This window comes from Francisella philomiragia (assembly GCF_018135955.1).
Taxonomy (GTDB): domain Bacteria; phylum Pseudomonadota; class Gammaproteobacteria; order Francisellales; family Francisellaceae; genus Francisella; species Francisella philomiragia.
Window position 1 is genome coordinate 260,289 of the sequence record NZ_CP063138.1, and the last position, 16,665, is coordinate 276,953.

A 16,665-nucleotide genomic window follows, 5' to 3' on the forward strand; every position below is an offset into this window, starting at 1 on the left:
ATTATCCTTCTATAACAATATTTGGGAAGTGAGCTTTAACACATTTAGTATAGTCACCTTCCGTAAATGCTGAGTATGGTGTTTGATAACCAACCAATTTACAAGCAAATGCTTCGCCATTAGGATTGCTTGCTATCCAACTAGAATCCTTCTCCCAGTATATTTGTGTAGCACCTGCACCATTGGCATCAAATTGCTTCATACCTTTACAACCCAGAACTTCAGTGCTTGGAATATTCAAGCCAAGATAGTTCATAAAGTTACCATAATAGTCTATACGATTCATAGATTGAGCAACTTCTACACTACCACCACACTCTACACCACCATTGATGATTTGTGTAGTTACCCCAAACCCTGGTGTTAGGTTATTTGCTTTATCAGCAGCATTTGGTTGCCAAGTACCATCGATAACATGAAGCATAGATGGCTTTGGTGGCTGTGGGTATACAAAAAAGAATACTGCAGATGCTAAATTTAACCATGTATCAGCAACCATATCAGGATTATCCAGTAACACTCTTACATCACCAAACATAGCTTGTGAGAATGGCCCATAGTTATAATTATAACTTAGCTGTTTTGCACCACGTCCGAAGTAAGATTTGAAATCACCATTTTCAAACTTACCACATGGCCAAGTTTGACCTTGCCATACATCTGGATTACACTCACCATTATAACCACCACGCATATTTTCATCCCATCCCATTTCACGTACATGGACTAAGCCTTGACGCCATTCTGGTACATCCCACCAACTAGTATGTCCGCCTGTTTCTTGAGTAAAGTGAGCAAACATAGTAGCTAGAGACTTGCGACAAATAGCATCTGAATCTCTACCATCTGTGTAAGTACCACAGAATGCTGGGAATTTAGCCACTGCCTTTAGGAAGTTTTCATATGTATATTCTGGCGAACGTTCTGGGAACATATAATTCCATACACCTTCAGCAGATTTTGTTTCAATGGCATTATCTTTTATAGCTACTTCTGTGAATATTTTTTCAACTCTTTTAACATTATCAGGATTATTTGGGTTACCTGCAGTTACAGCTTCAACCACACTGTTATCTCTTGTCTTAATAGACTCTTTCACTTGGCTTAAAACTGTTCCACTTGTTAATTCAGCTTCTTTTGCATCAAGTTTAGCTTGAGTCGTAACATATTTATCAGAAGTTGGCTCATCAGGGTCTGTAGGATCTGTAGGATCAACTGGCTCATCAGGATTGCTAGGATCGTATAAATCCCAAGCAGTCTCCCAAGCAGTACCAGAGCCTGGAGCATAAGCCCACCCAGCAGCGCTCGAACACCAAGCAGCGACACCAGCTTTACATTTGTATAATTTACCATCAGCAGAGACTATAGTACCACTTTCATATTTTGTACCAGCAACATAGTTCTGATAATCTCCACTTGGAGGATCAATCGGATCTACTGGGTCAATAGGGTCGACTGGATCCTCTGGATCTGTAGGATCAACAGGGTCGTCACTACCACCATTACCAACTGAAAAGCTTTCGACACTAAATACAGGAGCGCTTGGAGAGAAACTGAAGCTTGCAGTACTACCCGCTGTAACAATAGTTGGCTGACCACTCCATTGCTTAGAAGTAATCGATATAACTCCTCCATTTGACTGAGTCATACTAGCATTGCCGATACCCCAAATACTACCAACTTCTACACCATTGCTCAATTTAAATGAGATAGGATTTTCCTCTAGATTCGTATTTTTATCGCAGCTAAAAGTTATTTTACCTGTCCAACCTTTTTGTACATCTTCTAGTTTGCAATTAGCAAAAGCTAAAGATCCCATTAAAGTTAAGGTAAATGCTGATAAGATTTTTATCTTATTATTCATTTTTAGTTTCCTTATAATTTTTAAGATTATTTAATAATTATTAAGTAATTGTTATTACTTATTTAGCTCAAATATTTTTTATTTGAGTTGTGATTAATTATATATTAAGCATCGTGTGTGCGGGTATATTAGAATTTGATAAGGCTTGTTAAAAATTGATAAATAAATTCTAATGATTTAATGATTCAAATCAAAAATCTACTGCTGTTTTCTGGTGTGAATTATCTATATTGCGCGAAATATTAAGCTTATTATTTGATGTTTCTTAAATATATAAAGCTTTGACTTTATATTTTCTTATTGTACTATTTTTCTTACTCTCAGAGCGTTAAGCTTAGTGAGTGCTTCATCTTTAGTTATATTGTACATATTGGCATGTTGTTCTAAGCTCAAGCTATTAGGTCCAAATAGTTCAATCATATCAAGCATTTTTAGTTGATGTTTAATCGCTGATATATCTACGTATAAATAATCCATATTTATTGATAGGATAGGGCACTTAGTAGCATTGATAAGTAGATATGAGTCATGGTGGATTCCACAACCTAAACCATCAGCATAGCCAATATTTAAAATGGCTACAGTTGTATCTTTATTACAGAAATATTCATTATCATAGCTTATATACTCTCCTTTGGGGATATCTCTGATAGAGATAATACAAGCCTTAAGAGATAAGCTAAACTTGATTTCTTTAGGCTCTTGGTCATAGCCTAATACTGCCGAGCTAGAACGGATATACTCTTGTTGAAAATCGGTATCAAAAAGAGAAACTGGTGAGTTAGAAAAAGTATATTTAAGTTTGGTTTCTTCAGCTAACAAAAGAATTTTATCAATATATTTTTTAGATCTATCATAGCCATTATATCCTGTTGGGATATGTGAGAATAATATTATATTTGAAAATCCGGAACTTTTTAGTGTATCAAGATGTTTTATAAAGTCATCTCTATAAAAACCGAACCTTCCCATACCGCAATCAAAATCAAGCATAACTTGTTTCGACTTATCATCTTCATACTTTATATAGTCTTTGATTAGTAATTCATTACTAAGTATAGGAATAACATTTTTAGGTATTTTAAAGTCAAAGCATTCTGCATATATACCACTTAGGAAAACTATATCTTTTGTACAGCCTAAACTCTTTAAAACATAGTACTCTTCTATGCGAGCTATGCCGTAAGCATCAACTAGATCATTAGTTACCTTATAGATGTTTTCTATACCTATGCCATAGGCATTAGCTTTGACGATAAACATTATTTTTGAGTGAGGATTTTTATTACGTAGATACTCAATATTTGACTTTACTAATTTGCTATTTATTTCTACTATAGGACTTAAATTCATAAAAAATCAATGTTGATGAAAAATAATCTATCTTTATTAATGTTAACAGGTTTGATAATTATATCAGTAGATTCTGTGAGAAATTTGCCTTCTTTAGCTGTATTTGGCGAATATTTACCATTATTTTTTATAATTGGTGTTGTATTTTTTCTTATACCTGTAGCATTTATTTCGGCCGAACTTAGTGCAAACTTTGCCGATCAGCATCAAAATGGAATCTTTCAGTGGTGTTCAAGAGGTATCAGTGATAATGCCGGTATGTTTGCAATTTGGGCACAATGGAGTAGTAATGTAATCTGGTTTCCTGCTAGTTTGCTATTTATGTCATCAACTATATGCTCTGTGTTTGGTTTTGGCAGTCCTCTAGTCATCGCTAGTATTATGGTAACTTTATATTTGTTAATAATGGTTGTTAATCATTTTGGTGTCAAAGAATCTGCAGTAGTATCGTTTATATGTATGATTCTTGGAGTAGTAATTCCTGTTTTGGTACTTTTTATATTTCTTGGTTTTTGGTTAGTTAAGGGATATCCGCTAGAGCTTAAAGTATCACAGATATCATTTAATCTATCAGCACTGAAAGACATATCTGCATTAACGGTAGTTATTATTTCTTTTTTGGGGATAGAGTTATGTTCAGTATATGTTCCGATGCTAAAAGATCCTCAGAAGACATTTACTAGAGCAATTTTCTTAGCTGTAATATTTATTGTATTAATGATGTTTTTGGGAGCTTTGACTATAGCTTTTCTAATTCCAGCTGGCTCTATAAGTTTATATAATGGTCTTTTTGAGACTTTTAAAATTGGTTTTGAAAGACTAGGCTTACCAGCAGCAATGCCTTTGATTAGTATTGGTTTAGTTTTGGGGGCATTTGGTTCAGCTATCAGTTGGGCTTTAAGTCCCGCTGTGAGTTTGCGCCAGGCTGCTGAAAGAGGCTACTTACCAAAGAGATTTTCTACTAATAACAGTTATGGCGTTCCTAGTAATATTTTATATATACAAGGGTTAATTGTTATTGGACTATCATTGATGATAACTATGGTGGATAATATGAACTCTTTTTATTGGGTGCTAATATCACTTAATACAGAAGTATATTTGACTATGTATATCTTGATGTTTTTAGCAGCGTTACGACTTAGAAGAGCATCAAAAAAAACTATCATACACAATGAGCTAGTTTTTTATAGTTTATGTATGATGGGTATTTTAGGTATCCTAGTTGCTATGATAGCAGGATTTGTCATGCCGAAGAATTTGATAAGTATTGATTCATTAACTTATGCAGGATTATATTTAAGTGGATTTTTATTTGTTTGTTCATTATTTATGCTTTTTGTCTATTGGCGTAACAAACATTTGAGAAATCCGTTATAGATTATTTATGAGTGTTTTTTGCAATTTCTTTGAGACTATCGTTAATTTTAAAAAGCACCATAAGTATTTCACAAAAAATTTTAACAAAAATTGCACCAAAAATAATCTCTAAAATACCTGATAAAATATAACCCGAAAATATAGCTGCTAAACCGCTTAGGCACACTCCAATAATACTAAGCCAAAAAATAAAAACAATAATCGTTGGTGTAATAAAATTCTCAAAGCTTATAAATTTTTTTAGAAAATTAATAACAGGATTATTATTTGACTGTGCAGATTGATTCATTTTTATCTCCTAGTTTTTTTGTTTAAAGTTAAAATCTTATAATTTTTGAAATTTCCTTATTTAGCTCTGGTAGAAACATGTATTTTAATAATGAGCGTAAAAAGTTTAGTTTTCTATAGTCTTTAGAATATATATTAAGATTGTCATACATCTTTGAAATACAGGCTTTTATCGAGCTTGGTGTATAATTCATCAGTTTTGCTATTTGGTTATATTCTAGGTTGTGCTCAATTAGATATTTAAGAATCCGGTATTCTTTAGCTGTAAATTTAAGTGTTTCAAAATAATATTTAAACTCAACTATTGGTGCATCATTGAGCGTGTAAATTCTACATTTGGTTAAATCATTATTTTCTAGAATCTTAATTCTGACCAAAATATAGTTTTTATCATCCTCATCATAAAATGGTATTTTCTCTGTTAGAATTGTTATTGGTTCAATACTTGTTTGATTTGCTAATGACTCGGTTGAGAGATAGTACGATTTAGAATCAATTGATATTTTTTCTCCGATAGCATAATCATAGACATCATCTTTCCATAGTTCTATATCTTGATCTGATAGACCTTGCAATTCTTTTAAACTAGCTACTCCTGTCGACTCTAAGAACATCTGATTACAAGTTATTACTTGTCCTTTAGCATTCTTTATAGCGTAACCAAAAGAGCTGTGTTTATTATTATTAACTATATCTGTAGCCGTTTTAAGGTTAATTAGCTTATCTACTAACATTTTTTAGCTATTCAAAATATCAATTTGATCTAGAGTTTAGCTAAAATATTTGCTTATAACAAGCTAGGGGAGAAAGAGATTTTGATTAAATTATCGAGATACTTTAATCTTCAACAATATTATCTTTATTAGCAGTTTCTTTACAATATGCAACATAGCGCTTATCAGTAACTACAATATAAAATATAGCTCCAGCAATGGCATTAATTATATAGTTCTCTACAGGAGCCGTAGCACATATAAATATTATAAAAGGAAGTACTAGTATCATTAGAGTTTTGATACCAACACGTTTATATTCAAAAAAGCAGAATATAATAACCAGTACAGCGAGAATCACACCGAGATAAATATTAGATAAGATATCAACTGTATTTAATAGGAGTGTTAAAAGTACAAATACAACTAGACCAAATATTCTTAATTTAGGAGCAATAGCACCCATACTAACAGGAGCCGCCATATAACCTATGATATTGAAACCTGTGACAAATAGCATCAAAGCAGCCCAGTTATCAGCAAACATCAAGAATATTGCACATAAAATAAAGTTAGCAATAAGTGATCTTCTCGAAATATTAACTTTTTGATTTATTTTGGCAAAAAATCTTGGCATTTGACCTTCAGCAGACATTGCGTATAACATTCTAGAAGAAGCACCAAGATAACTATAGCCAGTTGCAGAAGGGCTAACAATACTATCGATGATTAATAGTACTGCAATATATCCTAGTCCTATCATTGTCGCAACTTGTAATAAAGGAGACTCGAAATCTAGTCCTGCCCAACCACCTTTTTCTATAAGGTAGCTATGAGGTACAGCCTCCATAAAAGCATATTGTAAAGCAATATAGAGTATTAAAACTATTGTTAGTGATAATATTATTGCAATAGGAACATTTCTAGAAGGATTTTTGATTTCACTACTGTAAGCAACTACTATTTGGAAACCATTGAACGTATACACAAGTCCACCAGCTACAATTGCAGTAAGAGCATTATAAGCTGTAAAGTTATTATTAGGTATCTCTGGAGATAATAAGCTATGATGTTCGCCACTATGAGTAAATGCGTAAATGATAAATATAACGACTATAAGCGCAGGCACAGTCATTTTGAATATAGTTATACCATTATTAACACTAGATAGGAGTTTTACACCATAAAAGTTAATAATTAGGTAAAGAAAAAGGATAAACAGAGATAGTATCATCCCATAAGTTGAGATAACACCACCATCCATTAACCAGCTAAAACTTTTTAATCCTGCTAAATATTGAGTAGTTGCTTGAGCCTCTGTGGAAATCATGACCACAACACCAAACCAGTTAGCAAATGCAAAAGGCATTGCGAATAAGCTGTTATGAGAAAGGGCACTAGATCTTGTAGTAGCACCTCTTACCGGAAATACCGAAACAACTTTTGCTAGACATAGTCCAACCATCATAATCACAATTGATGCTAGTACCCATGCCAAAAATGCCCAGTTCCCAGCTGCTTTTGCTGTAAGCTGGGCACTAAATAGCCATCCTGAGCCAACCATGGATGTCACCCCAATAAGTACAGCACTCAGCAGAGATATTTTCTTCGAATTAATCGTCCCCATTATAAGTTTTCCTATTTTTAAAAAATACACAGGTAATTTAGAATATACACTTTAATCGAGCTATTTAGCAATAGAGTTATTTGTTAAACTGAAAAATTAGAAGGTAAAGTTTTTGCTAATACCAGTATAAAATCCTGCGGGACTATTTTGACCTTGAAGGTTGACTTGATAAGGAGAAGAGTTTGTTTTAATAGGTTGATATTGTTGATTATAGAGTGGACCATAGTTACTAACATAGGGGCTTAGATTTTTATCATACTTGAAGTCCGGTTGTTCTATGGATCCTGTGTAAGGGTAGGGTGATGGCACTGCAGTCGCTAGATTTATGCTAAGTAAGTATGAAAAGAATACAAGTAGTTTATATCCATGTATCATCTACCACTATCCTTAAATCGAGTAAAATAGTAAATTTAATGGAGAGAAATGTAATGTTTCTCTGAAGGGGCTATCAACTTTCTTAATATATTTTTTTACCATTTTATAATGGATATTATTGATTTTCTCTAATGGCTTAAGCTTTTTGCTCAGGCTTATCTTTTTGTAATGTTGTAACCATTGATTAGCTATATTTCTAAAATCTTCATTAGAAATAGTAGGTGTGATCTTATTATTAAACGAGATCTGATTATAAAAATGTTTAGGCATACAAAAAATATGTCTTATTATCTCATTATTAATATTAACTTGTTTAACCAAAGATTCATCAATTGTTGCAAAATCATTTAGATACATAGCCTTCAAAGTTTCAATACCCAAAAAATTATTAGATATATGGTACTCAAAATTTCTTTCTGTAGCACTACTATTATCTATAGATGTACTTATATCATCTGCTAAATGCTTGTATAGGGTTGTAGCATCAAAAACTTCAGCTAATTTTTTTAGTTGAGGGGATGAAATACTTTTATCATTATTTAAACTATTTACTTCTTTTAGCCACCAATTCATTTTTTCATTGGCGATCTCAATATTACTGTATAGCTCGGTACATGAAATTATTTGAGATTTTATTTGATCAAGAAGATAAAGAATCTCTTGTTTTTCTGTACTAAGTTTACGATATGCAAAGTAAACTACCGATCCATATGGAGGGAGCTTCTCATTGGGATAATTAAAATAGTTATACTGCATAATTTATACCTTCTTGAACGCCACAATATAGTTAACATCGGTATTCTTACCAAGCTTAAAGCTATCAGTGATTGGATTATAGTGTACGCCAGTTATTTCGATTGCACTAAAGCCATATTTTTCAGCTGTTTTTATAAGCTCATAAGGTTTAATAAATTTAGTGTATTGGTGCGTTCCCTGAGGTACCATTTTTAAGATGTGTTCAGCAGCAACTATAGATAATAAATATGACTTAAGATTTCTATTTAATGTTGATGCAAAAAATAGTCCATCTTTCTTAATAAGTTTTGAGATAGAAGCAATAATGCTTTCAGGATCTGGAACATGTTCTAACATTTCCATGCAAGTTACAATATCAAATTTGTTATCATTTTCTGTGACAAAATCTTCGATAGTAGAGCTTATATATTCTATCTTAAGATTGTTTAGTTTTGCATGCTCTTTAGCCACACTAATAGCTTGTGAAGAAGCATCTAATCCATAAGTATCATTAGTTTGTTTTTTTAATGATTCTGTTAGGATTCCACCACCACAACCTATATCAATAATTTTCTTATTATCTAAGTCTATATGTTTTTTGATAAATTCTAATCTTAAAGGGTTTACTTGGTGTAGGGTTTTTAATTTTCCATTTGGATTCCACCAGTCACTGGCTAAACGAGAAAACTTATCAACTTCATTATTATCTATATTGCTCATGCTTATTATTTTTTTATTAGATATATATTTTTTAAATAATATCAAAGATATAGTATCTAAGAAAATTTTTATTAGAGTTTTTGACACTAATTTACTATAATAGGGTCTGTATATTTTTACCAACCTGAAATAAGAGACTAATTTTAATGAAATCAAGCTTTAAGAATATTTTAATGCTGTCAATTGTTGGGATGACTTTGGGTAGTTGTTCGAGCATGAAAGCAACTAAAGATAATCGAGATCCTTTTGAGAGTTATAACAGATCAATGTACGCTTTTAATGATAAGGCCTATGAAACATTGACTCCAGCAGCAAATGCTTATGATACGGCTGTTCCAGACTCGTTCAAAAGTGGTATATTTAATATATTCCAAAACTTAGCAGAACCTGCGAGAATTGTGAATGATTTATTCCAGGGTGAATTAGATTATGCTGGTGATGATAGTGTAAGATTCTTGACAAATACGACTTTAGGTCTTGCAGGTTATTTTGATGTCGCGGATAGTTGGTTCAATAAGCCAATGAGATATCACCAAAGCTTTGCTGTTACTTTACATAAGTGGGGCGTGTATGATGATAATGAGGCATCTCCTTATGTTGTATGGCCTTTGATTGGACCAGGTACTTTAGAGGATGTTACAACAGGTGTAGATGCGTTATTTAATCCATTGACGTATATATTCTTCTTCGCGCCTGTAGCGCCAGCTATTTCTTGGGGTGTGAGTGTTGGTACTACCGGTACATATTATGTGAATCAGGGTGTATCATACTTGCCTTCTTACTCGAATTTGAAAGAGGTATCAGTAGATCCATATATAGCAATGAGAAATGCTTATCTACAAAGTTATGACTATGGTATAGCTAAAGTGCTTAAGCAAGATCTACGTAAAGATGATGCAGCACTTCAAACAGATATGGCGGTACTTGGTGTATTAGGAATGGATAATGATAACATAGAAGGCAAAATTGCTACGACTGGTTCAGCAGCTGCTAAGTCTTCAGAGCCACCAGTGATATTTAAGAGTAATATTGGTACTGTTAATAAAGCTACTCAAGTTCAAGAAGCATTTGATCAAAGTTATTCAAAAGACAGTAGTGTTCTTGACTTGGCTCACACTGATAAAGATGACACTATCGAAACAGAATCAGAAAAACTTCAAACTCAAATTAATGATGCTAAAGCTGACTTACCAGGAGATGCAGATTCTCCAGCAGCCACTTTACAAACTCTTGCTGAGCAAGGTTAACTTATTATATTCTTTTAAAAAATTATAAATCTATCTATATTTCATTTTTTAGTTGTAGAAGCATGCTATAACAACTATAACAATTACTCTGTCTAGTTCACAAATTATAAGAGCAATCGATAGGAATTATATGTTTATATGATTTAAAGAGTGACTCAAGTACAAGAAATATTAGTTTTGATTCAGTACTATGGATGTATAGTAATTACTTAGCTTCATTAGTTGCAATAGTTTTCATTGCTATAGCGTGAAGTTCACCAGAAAGGATATACTCATTTATTTTAGAATAAACCAACTGTTGTCTTTTAACTTTGCTTTTCATATCGTTAAAATCATCAGCAATTATAGTAGCTGAAAAGTGTACATTATCATCGCTTTGAATATCTGCGTTACAGTTGGTTAGTGAATTTTCTAAAATATCTTTAAGTTGTTCTTTTGTCATATTTTCTCCCAATATTACTAAATCATGTATTCTTCTAGTATAGTGTTTGCACCGTGAACTTTCGCTAGAGAAAGTGTTTTTTGATCAATATTTTCTAGCTTTAGTTGTATATTATATTTTTTAGCGCATTTTATATATTCAATTATTAATGATAAGCCTGAGCTATCGATTTTTTTACATTTTGAAAAATCAATTCTCCATATATTGCCTAGCTTAGTCAGTTCTTTTTTGTATGTCTTATAGAGTTGTGAAACTGTTTTTAGAGTCAATTCTGATTCTATAACCCATTTATTGTTATTTATTGTTATCATTCTATACTTTGAAGATTATAGTTTTTGTCTAAAAGTTTTGGATATGTTTTTTCTTTGATTTTTTGAGTAACTTTTTGAGCAGCTTCTGTCATTTCTGGAACAGTTTTATAGGCTGCAAATTGTTGTTGATATGTTCTTAGAATACTTACACCTGCAACATCAAAGTCATATATATGCCATTGATTATCTTTTTGGAACATTTTCACTGCAAAGTCAGAGCTTTGATTGTTATCAATGTTAGTAATTTTACCATTTACTACAACTATAGGCTTTTTCTCCCAGCTATTGTCATCCTTGTTGAATGGGAATAGCGTCAATCTATATTTTCCTGCGTAGGCAACATTTTTAGCATACATAAACGCTAACATCTCAGTTGCTGAACGTATAAATTGTTTTTGTTCCTCTGGTGTTGCTTGTTTCCATTTTGGAGTGCCAACTACAAGTTGAGCAATCACTTTAGGTGCAACAATTGGAATAATTTCTGCATCAACAAGGCGAAGTAATTTATATGGGTCTTGTTTGTACTCATCAGCATTTTTGATTAGCTTATCTTGAGTTTTTACTATAGTTCTATTGAGCATATCAACAGGATTCTCTATAGCCCAAGCACTTGATATGGTTACCACCATAATTACAAACAAAATTGAAATTTTACGTAGCATAGTCAGTTTCCCTAGATTTAATTTACGAGCATAAATTTTAATACAAAAACAATATATTTAAAAGTAGCAAATTACATCACTTGCCTTTGTCTTCATCTTTTCCTGCAACAAAAGTATTTATCAGTGACCCAAGATCTAGAGCAGATTGCGTGTTCTCTAGCTCTATTACACTACCTTGGTGTAAATACTTATCTTGCTCAGAGTTATTTTCAGTATCACCAATACCAGCTATAGACATTATATCTTCACTAGGAGGAGTTAAAGCAACATAGTTATCTCCTAATATACCTGACATTGCTATTGCAGCAGAGTAGTTAGCAGGAATTTTCTTGTCGCTATTTATTGCTATAGTGACCGCAGCCATAAAGCCATTATAGGTTTTTTCTAACGAAATTTTTGTCACTCTACCTACTTCTACACCAGCAATTTTCACAGAAGCATTTGTGCGTAGAGATCCCACATTTTTAAAATCCGCTTCAATTGTATATTCGTTTGATCCAAAGGATTTAAAAGAGGTTCCACTTACTTTGAATGTTAAAAATATAAGGCATAAAACGCCTATAATGATAAAAATCCCTACAGAGGTTTCAAAATGCTTGTTCCTCATTAAATTCCTCCAAACATAATTGATGTTAAAATTAGATCTGCACCTAACACACTCATGCAGCAATATACTACTGTTTTTGTCGTGGCTTTAGCTATGCCGTTTGAATCGGCAATACAATAATAACCTTGGTATAATGCTATCCATGCAGTTATGAATGCAAAAACCAAACTTTTAATAATACCGTTTGTAATATCTGAGATTGTGACAGATGATTGGATATTACTCCAGAACTCTCCATAACTTATCCCTAATCCAGCTTCTGCGAGTACAAATCCAGCAAGTATTGCAACTGTTGCAAAGATAAGTGCTAAGATTGGTCCACTAATTACACATGCCCAGAATCTTGTGGATAATATAAAGCTAATTGGATTAACATTCATAACCTTTAGGCTATTGATTTGATCAGTAGCCTTCATTAGTCCGATTTCAGATGTGATTGAGCTACAAGCCCGTCCAGCAAAAAGCATAGCAGTAACTACAGGACCAAGCTCTCTTAGAACACTTAAAGCAACCATTACGCCTAGTAGTGAGTGAGCCCCAAATTTTGACAATGTATAGTAACCTTGTAGGCTTAATACTAATCCTATAAAAATCCCAGATGTCACTATAATAATAATAGAGTTAACACCAACTGCTTTTATTTGAGTTATGCAGTCTCTTATGCTTAATTTACTAAAAACTATTCTTAATACAAGATCAATAGATTTTAAAAAACTATATATAAGTGAAATTGTAAGTTTATATATATTATTAAAAACTGACATAATTACCTCAAAATTTCTTTATAAAAGAAGTTTTTATCTACAGAATTTTTACTGTTATTCTCTAGAGGCCTACCAGCCAAAAAATCTTGTATTTGTTTATCTTTACTATTTTTTATATTTTCAGGAGTATCACTAGCTATAACTTTCTTGTTGCCAACTATTATAATATGATCAGAAATGTTCAATGACTCTTGTATGTCATGAGAGACAATTAAAGAAGTCATTCCCAATGATTCATTTAGTGTTGAAATAAGTTCTAATAATTTGTTAAAAGAAGCTGGATCTTGACCTGTGAATGGCTCATCATACATCATGATGTCAGGATCCATAGCTATTGATCTTGCAAGCGCGACTCTACGAGCCATTCCTCCAGATAGTTCACTAGGCATCATGTCAATAGTATGTGCTAATCTAACTGCCTGAAGCTTTAGTAAAACAATATTTCTAATTAGACTCTCATTTAAATTAGTATTTTTACGTAAGGGAAAGGCTATGTTGTCATATACACTTAGATGAGTAAATAAAGCTCCTGACTGGAATAGAAAGCCCATTTTTTTACGCAGTTGAGCTAGATACTTTTCTTTGGTATTTTTTTTGATACTATAATCGTCAATATATATTTCACCACAATCAGGTTTAATCAGTCCGGCGATAAGTTGTAGAATTGTGGTTTTACCAGCGCCAGATGGACCTAAGACTGTTGTTATTTTATTTGTTGGGATCGAAAAAGTGACATCATCATAGATACAACGTTCACCCCTATAGAAAGATACATTTTTGAATTCAATATTGCTCATTATTTAAATGAATAATTAATTGAAGGGGATGTTAACTTCAATAGTCGAATTTTTGCTGCTATCCTCAACTTTTATGTCGATATCGCGAATATTATCTTCAGATAAAGCAACATATTTTTTGACAACTTCAATAATTTCATCTTTAAGTTCAGCAAGTAAATGACTACTTATTTTTGAAGATCTTGGATGTAGTTCATTTCTTTGATGAGCAACAATAATCTGAAGTCTCTCTTTTGCTAAAGATGCGCTTTGCTGTTTTTTACCCAATCCAAAAAGTTTAGCTAACATGGTTACTATTTACCTATTAATTTTTTGAAGAAACTTGTCTTCTGTTCTGTATATCTCATTGGTATATCTTTACCAAGAATTCTATCCACAGCATCAAAGTATGCTTTGGCAGCTATAGTATCATCAAGATGTGTTATAGGGTGCCCACTGTTTGAAGCCTCAAGAATATCTTTGGACTCAGGAATTATGCCTACGATAGGTGTATATAATATTTCACTAACATCTTCAGCCTTTAGCATAGCGCCAGCCTTTGCTCTAGCTGAATCATATCTGTTTAGAAGAAGATGAATTTCTTTGAATTCGCCTTCTTTTTGAGCCTTTAGAGTCTTGCTCGATAACATGCCTAATATTCTGTCAGAGTCTCTAACTGATGAAACTTCAGGATTAGTTACTATGATTGCCGCATCGGCACATCTCATAGCCATTAGAGAACCTTTTTCAATACCAGCAGGTGAGTCACATATAACGATATCAAAGGCTTGTTTTAATTCTTCAATTACTCTATCTACTCCTTCCTCAGTTAGAGCGTCTTTGTCTCTAGTCTGAGATGCAGGAATAAGATATAAATTATCGATTCTTTTATCTTTAATAATAGCTTGATTTATAGTCGCTTCTTCTCTTACAACATTTATCAAGTCATAAACGACTCTTCTTTCACAACCCATAATAAGGTCGAGGTTTCTTAAACCAACGTCGAAATCAATAACAACTGTTTTAAGGTTTCTTTTTGCAAAAGCATATGCAATAGCTGCACTTGAAGTTGTTTTACCAACACCGCCTTTACCTGAAGTAACTACGAAAACCTTACCTTGCTTTTTTTCACTCATTTTAGCTTAAGCCTCTTATTAAAAATTTTAAAAACCTTCTATATGGATTTTGTCATCTTGTAAGTACACTATATATCCATCAGTTTTAGAACTGTCGACAGGTATACTTTCATTGTTAAGTGTAACATATTTACCTGCAATAGATACTAACTCCGCTTTTAAGTCCTTACATACTATTTTAGCATCTTTATTTCCTGAGCTACCAGCGATTACTCTACCACCAACTCTACCATATACAATGATGCTACCATCAGCAATGATTTCTGCGCCATTATTGACATTGGCAGTAACAATTACGTCAGCATCACGAGCATTGATTGATTGGCCAGTACGAACAGGAGAGGTGATTATTTTTGTTGAATAAGACTGTTTTTCATCCTCGGCGTTAGCATCTTTAGCTTTTCCGCCTTTGAGTATGTTGTATCCAGCTTTAGCTAGTTGAGTTTTTATTTCCTTATTATCAACTACAAAGCCTATAGGAACCATACCATTGGATTTGAATGATTCAATAACTTTCTCTAAGAAGTTGATAGTGCACTTTTCACTTTTGTCTATATCACGAATATCAATCGCAAAAGGAGTATTTTGGAAAAAGGATGGTGACTGTGAAAGCTTAGAGTTTAGTAAACTCTCAATCTGTGTAATTTCAGTTACATTAATATTAATGGCACTGATAGTATAGTTACCACCTTTAAAATGAAAAGCTTGCTTCATGTGTAAGGCCTTAAAAGTTTAAGAATGTATCTTATTTGATTTTAGCTTCTTTATACATTACATGCTTACGAACAACAGGATCAAACTTTTTGATTTCCATTTTATTTGGCATTTCTCTTTTGTTTTTAGTAGTAGTATAGAAGTGTCCAGTTTTTGCAGAAGAAACTAATCTAATTTTTTCTCTCATTTTTTTATTCCTTTTTATAAAAAACTTTGATTAAATTTTGTGGCCTTGAGCTCTAAGATCACTAAGAACAGTATCGATACCTTTCTTATCGATGATTCTCATACCTTTTGAGCTAACTTTTAGCTTGATATATTTATTTTCACTTTCAACCCAAAATCTATGAGTATGAAGATTAGGTAAAAATCTTCTTCTTGTTTTGTTTTGTGCGTGAGAAACATTATTACCAGTAGCAGGTCTTTTACCTGTAACTATACAAACTTTAGACATCTAGAAACCCTCCCTGGGCAAATTTATTTATTATTTTTATACAATATCTCGAAGATTTTATTATTTTTTGTATAAAAAGTAAACCTGTAATATAAATAAGTTTTATTGTTTTGTCTGTGAATAATAACTTTTGAGTTTATATTATGGGAGTTCCGCCTGCTTGCTCTGAATCCAAAATATTGCTATTGTAATTAAAGTTGCCTTCTCCTTCATAAGCTTGAGCAGTAGTTGGGTTAACGTATCTTGATGGAGTGCTCGGATCGTAATCTATTTTCTCATTGGCATTGTTTGATGATGAGTTTTGTTGTTTGGATTTATTCATCATGCTAGAGCCTGAAGTAGCAATAGTAGAGCCGGAGCTTGCACTTTTTTCATCTGGTAAGTATAAAGCTCCAGTCTGTCCACATGCAGTTAATCCTAAAATTGATGCAATCGAAATCGCAATAAAAACTTTTTGTTTCATAATATTTATGCTTTTTAGTTATAAATAGATTATT

General features: G+C 32.6%; 21 protein-coding genes. 2 read left to right on the top strand and 19 right to left on the bottom strand.

Features of this window, described 5'->3' with window-relative positions; all coding sequences use genetic code 11:
• Position 1: 1 nt before the first annotated feature.
• Positions 2-1,864, bottom strand: coding sequence for a chitinase (locus IMS64_RS01325; protein ID WP_244972911.1), 1,863 nt, complete (start codon positions 1,862-1,864; stop codon positions 2-4).
• Between the two features lie 297 nt (positions 1,865-2,161).
• A complete protein-coding gene (gene alr / locus IMS64_RS01330) occupies positions 2,162-3,217 on the bottom strand; it encodes an alanine racemase (protein WP_211490679.1) in 1,056 nt (351 codons plus the stop codon).
• Between the two features lie 15 nt (positions 3,218-3,232).
• Here alr and IMS64_RS01335 point away from each other — a divergent pair, with 15 nt between their 5' ends.
• Positions 3,233-4,597, top strand: coding sequence for an APC family permease (locus IMS64_RS01335; RefSeq protein ID WP_211490680.1), 1,365 nt, complete (start codon positions 3,233-3,235; stop codon positions 4,595-4,597).
• 1 nt (position 4,598) lies between these two features.
• Here the strand turns inward: IMS64_RS01335 and IMS64_RS01340 are convergent, their stop codons facing one another.
• The 5 genes from IMS64_RS01340 to ubiG form a co-directional block, all read right to left on the bottom strand.
• On the bottom strand, positions 4,599-4,886 hold the full coding sequence (locus tag IMS64_RS01340) for a DUF4282 domain-containing protein (protein ID WP_012279981.1): 288 nt from the start codon (positions 4,884-4,886) through the stop codon (positions 4,599-4,601).
• A gap of 28 nt (positions 4,887-4,914) precedes the next feature.
• Positions 4,915-5,619, bottom strand: coding sequence for a hypothetical protein (locus tag IMS64_RS01345; protein WP_211490681.1), 705 nt, complete (start codon positions 5,617-5,619; stop codon positions 4,915-4,917).
• A gap of 103 nt (positions 5,620-5,722) precedes the next feature.
• Entirely contained in the window at positions 5,723-7,225 is a 1,503-nt protein-coding gene (locus IMS64_RS01350; RefSeq protein WP_004286538.1) for an APC family permease, read from the bottom strand.
• A 387-nt stretch (positions 7,226-7,612) separates the two neighbouring features.
• Positions 7,613-8,356, bottom strand: a complete 744-nt coding sequence (locus IMS64_RS01355) for a hypothetical protein (RefSeq protein ID WP_211490682.1) — start codon at positions 8,354-8,356, stop codon at positions 7,613-7,615.
• 3 nt (positions 8,357-8,359) lie between these two features.
• Positions 8,360-9,055 carry a bifunctional 2-polyprenyl-6-hydroxyphenol methylase/3-demethylubiquinol 3-O-methyltransferase UbiG gene (gene ubiG / locus IMS64_RS01360; protein WP_200148343.1) on the bottom strand — a complete coding sequence of 232 codons (696 nt, stop codon included), beginning with the start codon at positions 9,053-9,055 and terminating at the stop codon, positions 8,360-8,362.
• Between the two features lie 146 nt (positions 9,056-9,201).
• On the opposite strand from ubiG, the gene IMS64_RS01365 reads away from it, so the two are divergent.
• Positions 9,202-10,302 carry an MlaA family lipoprotein gene (locus tag IMS64_RS01365; protein WP_035735037.1) on the top strand — a complete coding sequence of 367 codons (1,101 nt, stop codon included), beginning with the start codon at positions 9,202-9,204 and terminating at the stop codon, positions 10,300-10,302.
• 205 nt (positions 10,303-10,507) lie between these two features.
• Here the strand turns inward: IMS64_RS01365 and IMS64_RS01370 are convergent, their stop codons facing one another.
• From IMS64_RS01370 to lptM, 12 genes are all read right to left on the bottom strand, one after another.
• Entirely contained in the window at positions 10,508-10,744 is a 237-nt protein-coding gene (locus IMS64_RS01370; protein ID WP_004286528.1) for a BolA/IbaG family iron-sulfur metabolism protein, read from the bottom strand.
• A gap of 17 nt (positions 10,745-10,761) precedes the next feature.
• Complete coding sequence (locus IMS64_RS01375) at positions 10,762-11,055, bottom strand: STAS domain-containing protein (protein WP_042524440.1); 294 nt, start codon at positions 11,053-11,055, stop codon at positions 10,762-10,764.
• Positions 11,052-11,717: an MlaC/ttg2D family ABC transporter substrate-binding protein gene (locus IMS64_RS01380; RefSeq protein WP_004286526.1), complete on the bottom strand. Its 666-nt coding sequence runs from the start codon at positions 11,715-11,717 to the stop codon at positions 11,052-11,054. The genes IMS64_RS01375 and IMS64_RS01380 overlap by 4 nt, the downstream gene beginning before the upstream one ends.
• Positions 11,718-11,793: 76 nt before the next feature.
• A complete protein-coding gene (gene mlaD / locus IMS64_RS01385) occupies positions 11,794-12,324 on the bottom strand; it encodes an outer membrane lipid asymmetry maintenance protein MlaD (protein ID WP_012279976.1) in 531 nt (176 codons plus the stop codon).
• Positions 12,324-13,088, bottom strand: coding sequence for an MlaE family lipid ABC transporter permease subunit (locus IMS64_RS01390; RefSeq protein ID WP_004286524.1), 765 nt, complete (start codon positions 13,086-13,088; stop codon positions 12,324-12,326). Before IMS64_RS01390 ends, mlaD begins: the two co-directional genes overlap by 1 nt.
• A 2-nt stretch (positions 13,089-13,090) precedes the next feature.
• Complete coding sequence (locus IMS64_RS01395) at positions 13,091-13,885, bottom strand: ABC transporter ATP-binding protein (protein ID WP_012279975.1); 795 nt, start codon at positions 13,883-13,885, stop codon at positions 13,091-13,093.
• Between the two features lie 15 nt (positions 13,886-13,900).
• Complete coding sequence (gene minE, locus IMS64_RS01400; protein ID WP_012279974.1) at positions 13,901-14,173, bottom strand: cell division topological specificity factor MinE; 273 nt, start codon at positions 14,171-14,173, stop codon at positions 13,901-13,903.
• Between the two features lie 5 nt (positions 14,174-14,178).
• Positions 14,179-15,000, bottom strand: a complete 822-nt coding sequence (minD, locus tag IMS64_RS01405; protein WP_004286521.1) for a septum site-determining protein MinD — start codon at positions 14,998-15,000, stop codon at positions 14,179-14,181.
• 27 nt (positions 15,001-15,027) lie between these two features.
• Positions 15,028-15,714, bottom strand: a complete 687-nt coding sequence (gene minC, locus IMS64_RS01410) for a septum site-determining protein MinC (protein ID WP_211490683.1) — start codon at positions 15,712-15,714, stop codon at positions 15,028-15,030.
• 31 nt (positions 15,715-15,745) lie between these two features.
• Complete coding sequence (gene rpmG, locus IMS64_RS01415; protein WP_004286519.1) at positions 15,746-15,901, bottom strand: 50S ribosomal protein L33; 156 nt, start codon at positions 15,899-15,901, stop codon at positions 15,746-15,748.
• Between the two features lie 30 nt (positions 15,902-15,931).
• The gene (rpmB, locus tag IMS64_RS01420; RefSeq protein WP_004286518.1) at positions 15,932-16,168 is read right to left on the bottom strand and encodes a 50S ribosomal protein L28; all 237 of its coding nucleotides are present in this window, start codon (positions 16,166-16,168) and stop codon (positions 15,932-15,934) included.
• A 136-nt stretch (positions 16,169-16,304) separates the two neighbouring features.
• The gene (gene lptM / locus IMS64_RS01425) at positions 16,305-16,631 is read right to left on the bottom strand and encodes an LPS translocon maturation chaperone LptM (RefSeq protein ID WP_211490684.1); all 327 of its coding nucleotides are present in this window, start codon (positions 16,629-16,631) and stop codon (positions 16,305-16,307) included.
• Positions 16,632-16,665: the final 34 nt, after the last annotated feature.

Coding starts and splice junctions, on each gene's coding strand:
- IMS64_RS01390 (WP_004286524.1), bottom strand. CDS start 13,088: ATGTCAGTTTTTAATAATATATATAAACTTACAATTTCACTTATATAT.
- rpmG (WP_004286519.1), bottom strand. CDS start 15,901: ATGAGAGAAAAAATTAGATTAGTTTCTTCTGCAAAAACTGGACACTTC.
- IMS64_RS01350 (WP_004286538.1), bottom strand. CDS start 7,225: ATGGGGACGATTAATTCGAAGAAAATATCTCTGCTGAGTGCTGTACTT.
- IMS64_RS01365 (WP_035735037.1), top strand. CDS start 9,202: ATGAAATCAAGCTTTAAGAATATTTTAATGCTGTCAATTGTTGGGATG.
- mlaD (WP_012279976.1), bottom strand. CDS start 12,324: ATGAGGAACAAGCATTTTGAAACCTCTGTAGGGATTTTTATCATTATA.
- lptM (WP_211490684.1), bottom strand. CDS start 16,631: ATGAAACAAAAAGTTTTTATTGCGATTTCGATTGCATCAATTTTAGGA.
- rpmB (WP_004286518.1), bottom strand. CDS start 16,168: ATGTCTAAAGTTTGTATAGTTACAGGTAAAAGACCTGCTACTGGTAAT.
- IMS64_RS01355 (WP_211490682.1), bottom strand. CDS start 8,356: ATGCAGTATAACTATTTTAATTATCCCAATGAGAAGCTCCCTCCATAT.
- IMS64_RS01340 (WP_012279981.1), bottom strand. CDS start 4,886: ATGAATCAATCTGCACAGTCAAATAATAATCCTGTTATTAATTTTCTA.
- IMS64_RS01325 (WP_244972911.1), bottom strand. CDS start 1,864: ATGAATAATAAGATAAAAATCTTATCAGCATTTACCTTAACTTTAATG.
- IMS64_RS01380 (WP_004286526.1), bottom strand. CDS start 11,717: ATGCTACGTAAAATTTCAATTTTGTTTGTAATTATGGTGGTAACCATA.
- minD (WP_004286521.1), bottom strand. CDS start 15,000: ATGAGTGAAAAAAAGCAAGGTAAGGTTTTCGTAGTTACTTCAGGTAAA.
- alr (WP_211490679.1), bottom strand. CDS start 3,217: ATGAATTTAAGTCCTATAGTAGAAATAAATAGCAAATTAGTAAAGTCA.
- IMS64_RS01395 (WP_012279975.1), bottom strand. CDS start 13,885: ATGAGCAATATTGAATTCAAAAATGTATCTTTCTATAGGGGTGAACGT.
- IMS64_RS01345 (WP_211490681.1), bottom strand. CDS start 5,619: ATGTTAGTAGATAAGCTAATTAACCTTAAAACGGCTACAGATATAGTT.
- IMS64_RS01335 (WP_211490680.1), top strand. CDS start 3,233: ATGAAAAATAATCTATCTTTATTAATGTTAACAGGTTTGATAATTATA.
- IMS64_RS01370 (WP_004286528.1), bottom strand. CDS start 10,744: ATGACAAAAGAACAACTTAAAGATATTTTAGAAAATTCACTAACCAAC.
- IMS64_RS01375 (WP_042524440.1), bottom strand. CDS start 11,055: ATGATAACAATAAATAACAATAAATGGGTTATAGAATCAGAATTGACT.
- ubiG (WP_200148343.1), bottom strand. CDS start 9,055: ATGAGCAATATAGATAATAATGAAGTTGATAAGTTTTCTCGTTTAGCC.
- minE (WP_012279974.1), bottom strand. CDS start 14,173: ATGTTAGCTAAACTTTTTGGATTGGGTAAAAAACAGCAAAGCGCATCT.
- minC (WP_211490683.1), bottom strand. CDS start 15,714: ATGAAGCAAGCTTTTCATTTTAAAGGTGGTAACTATACTATCAGTGCC.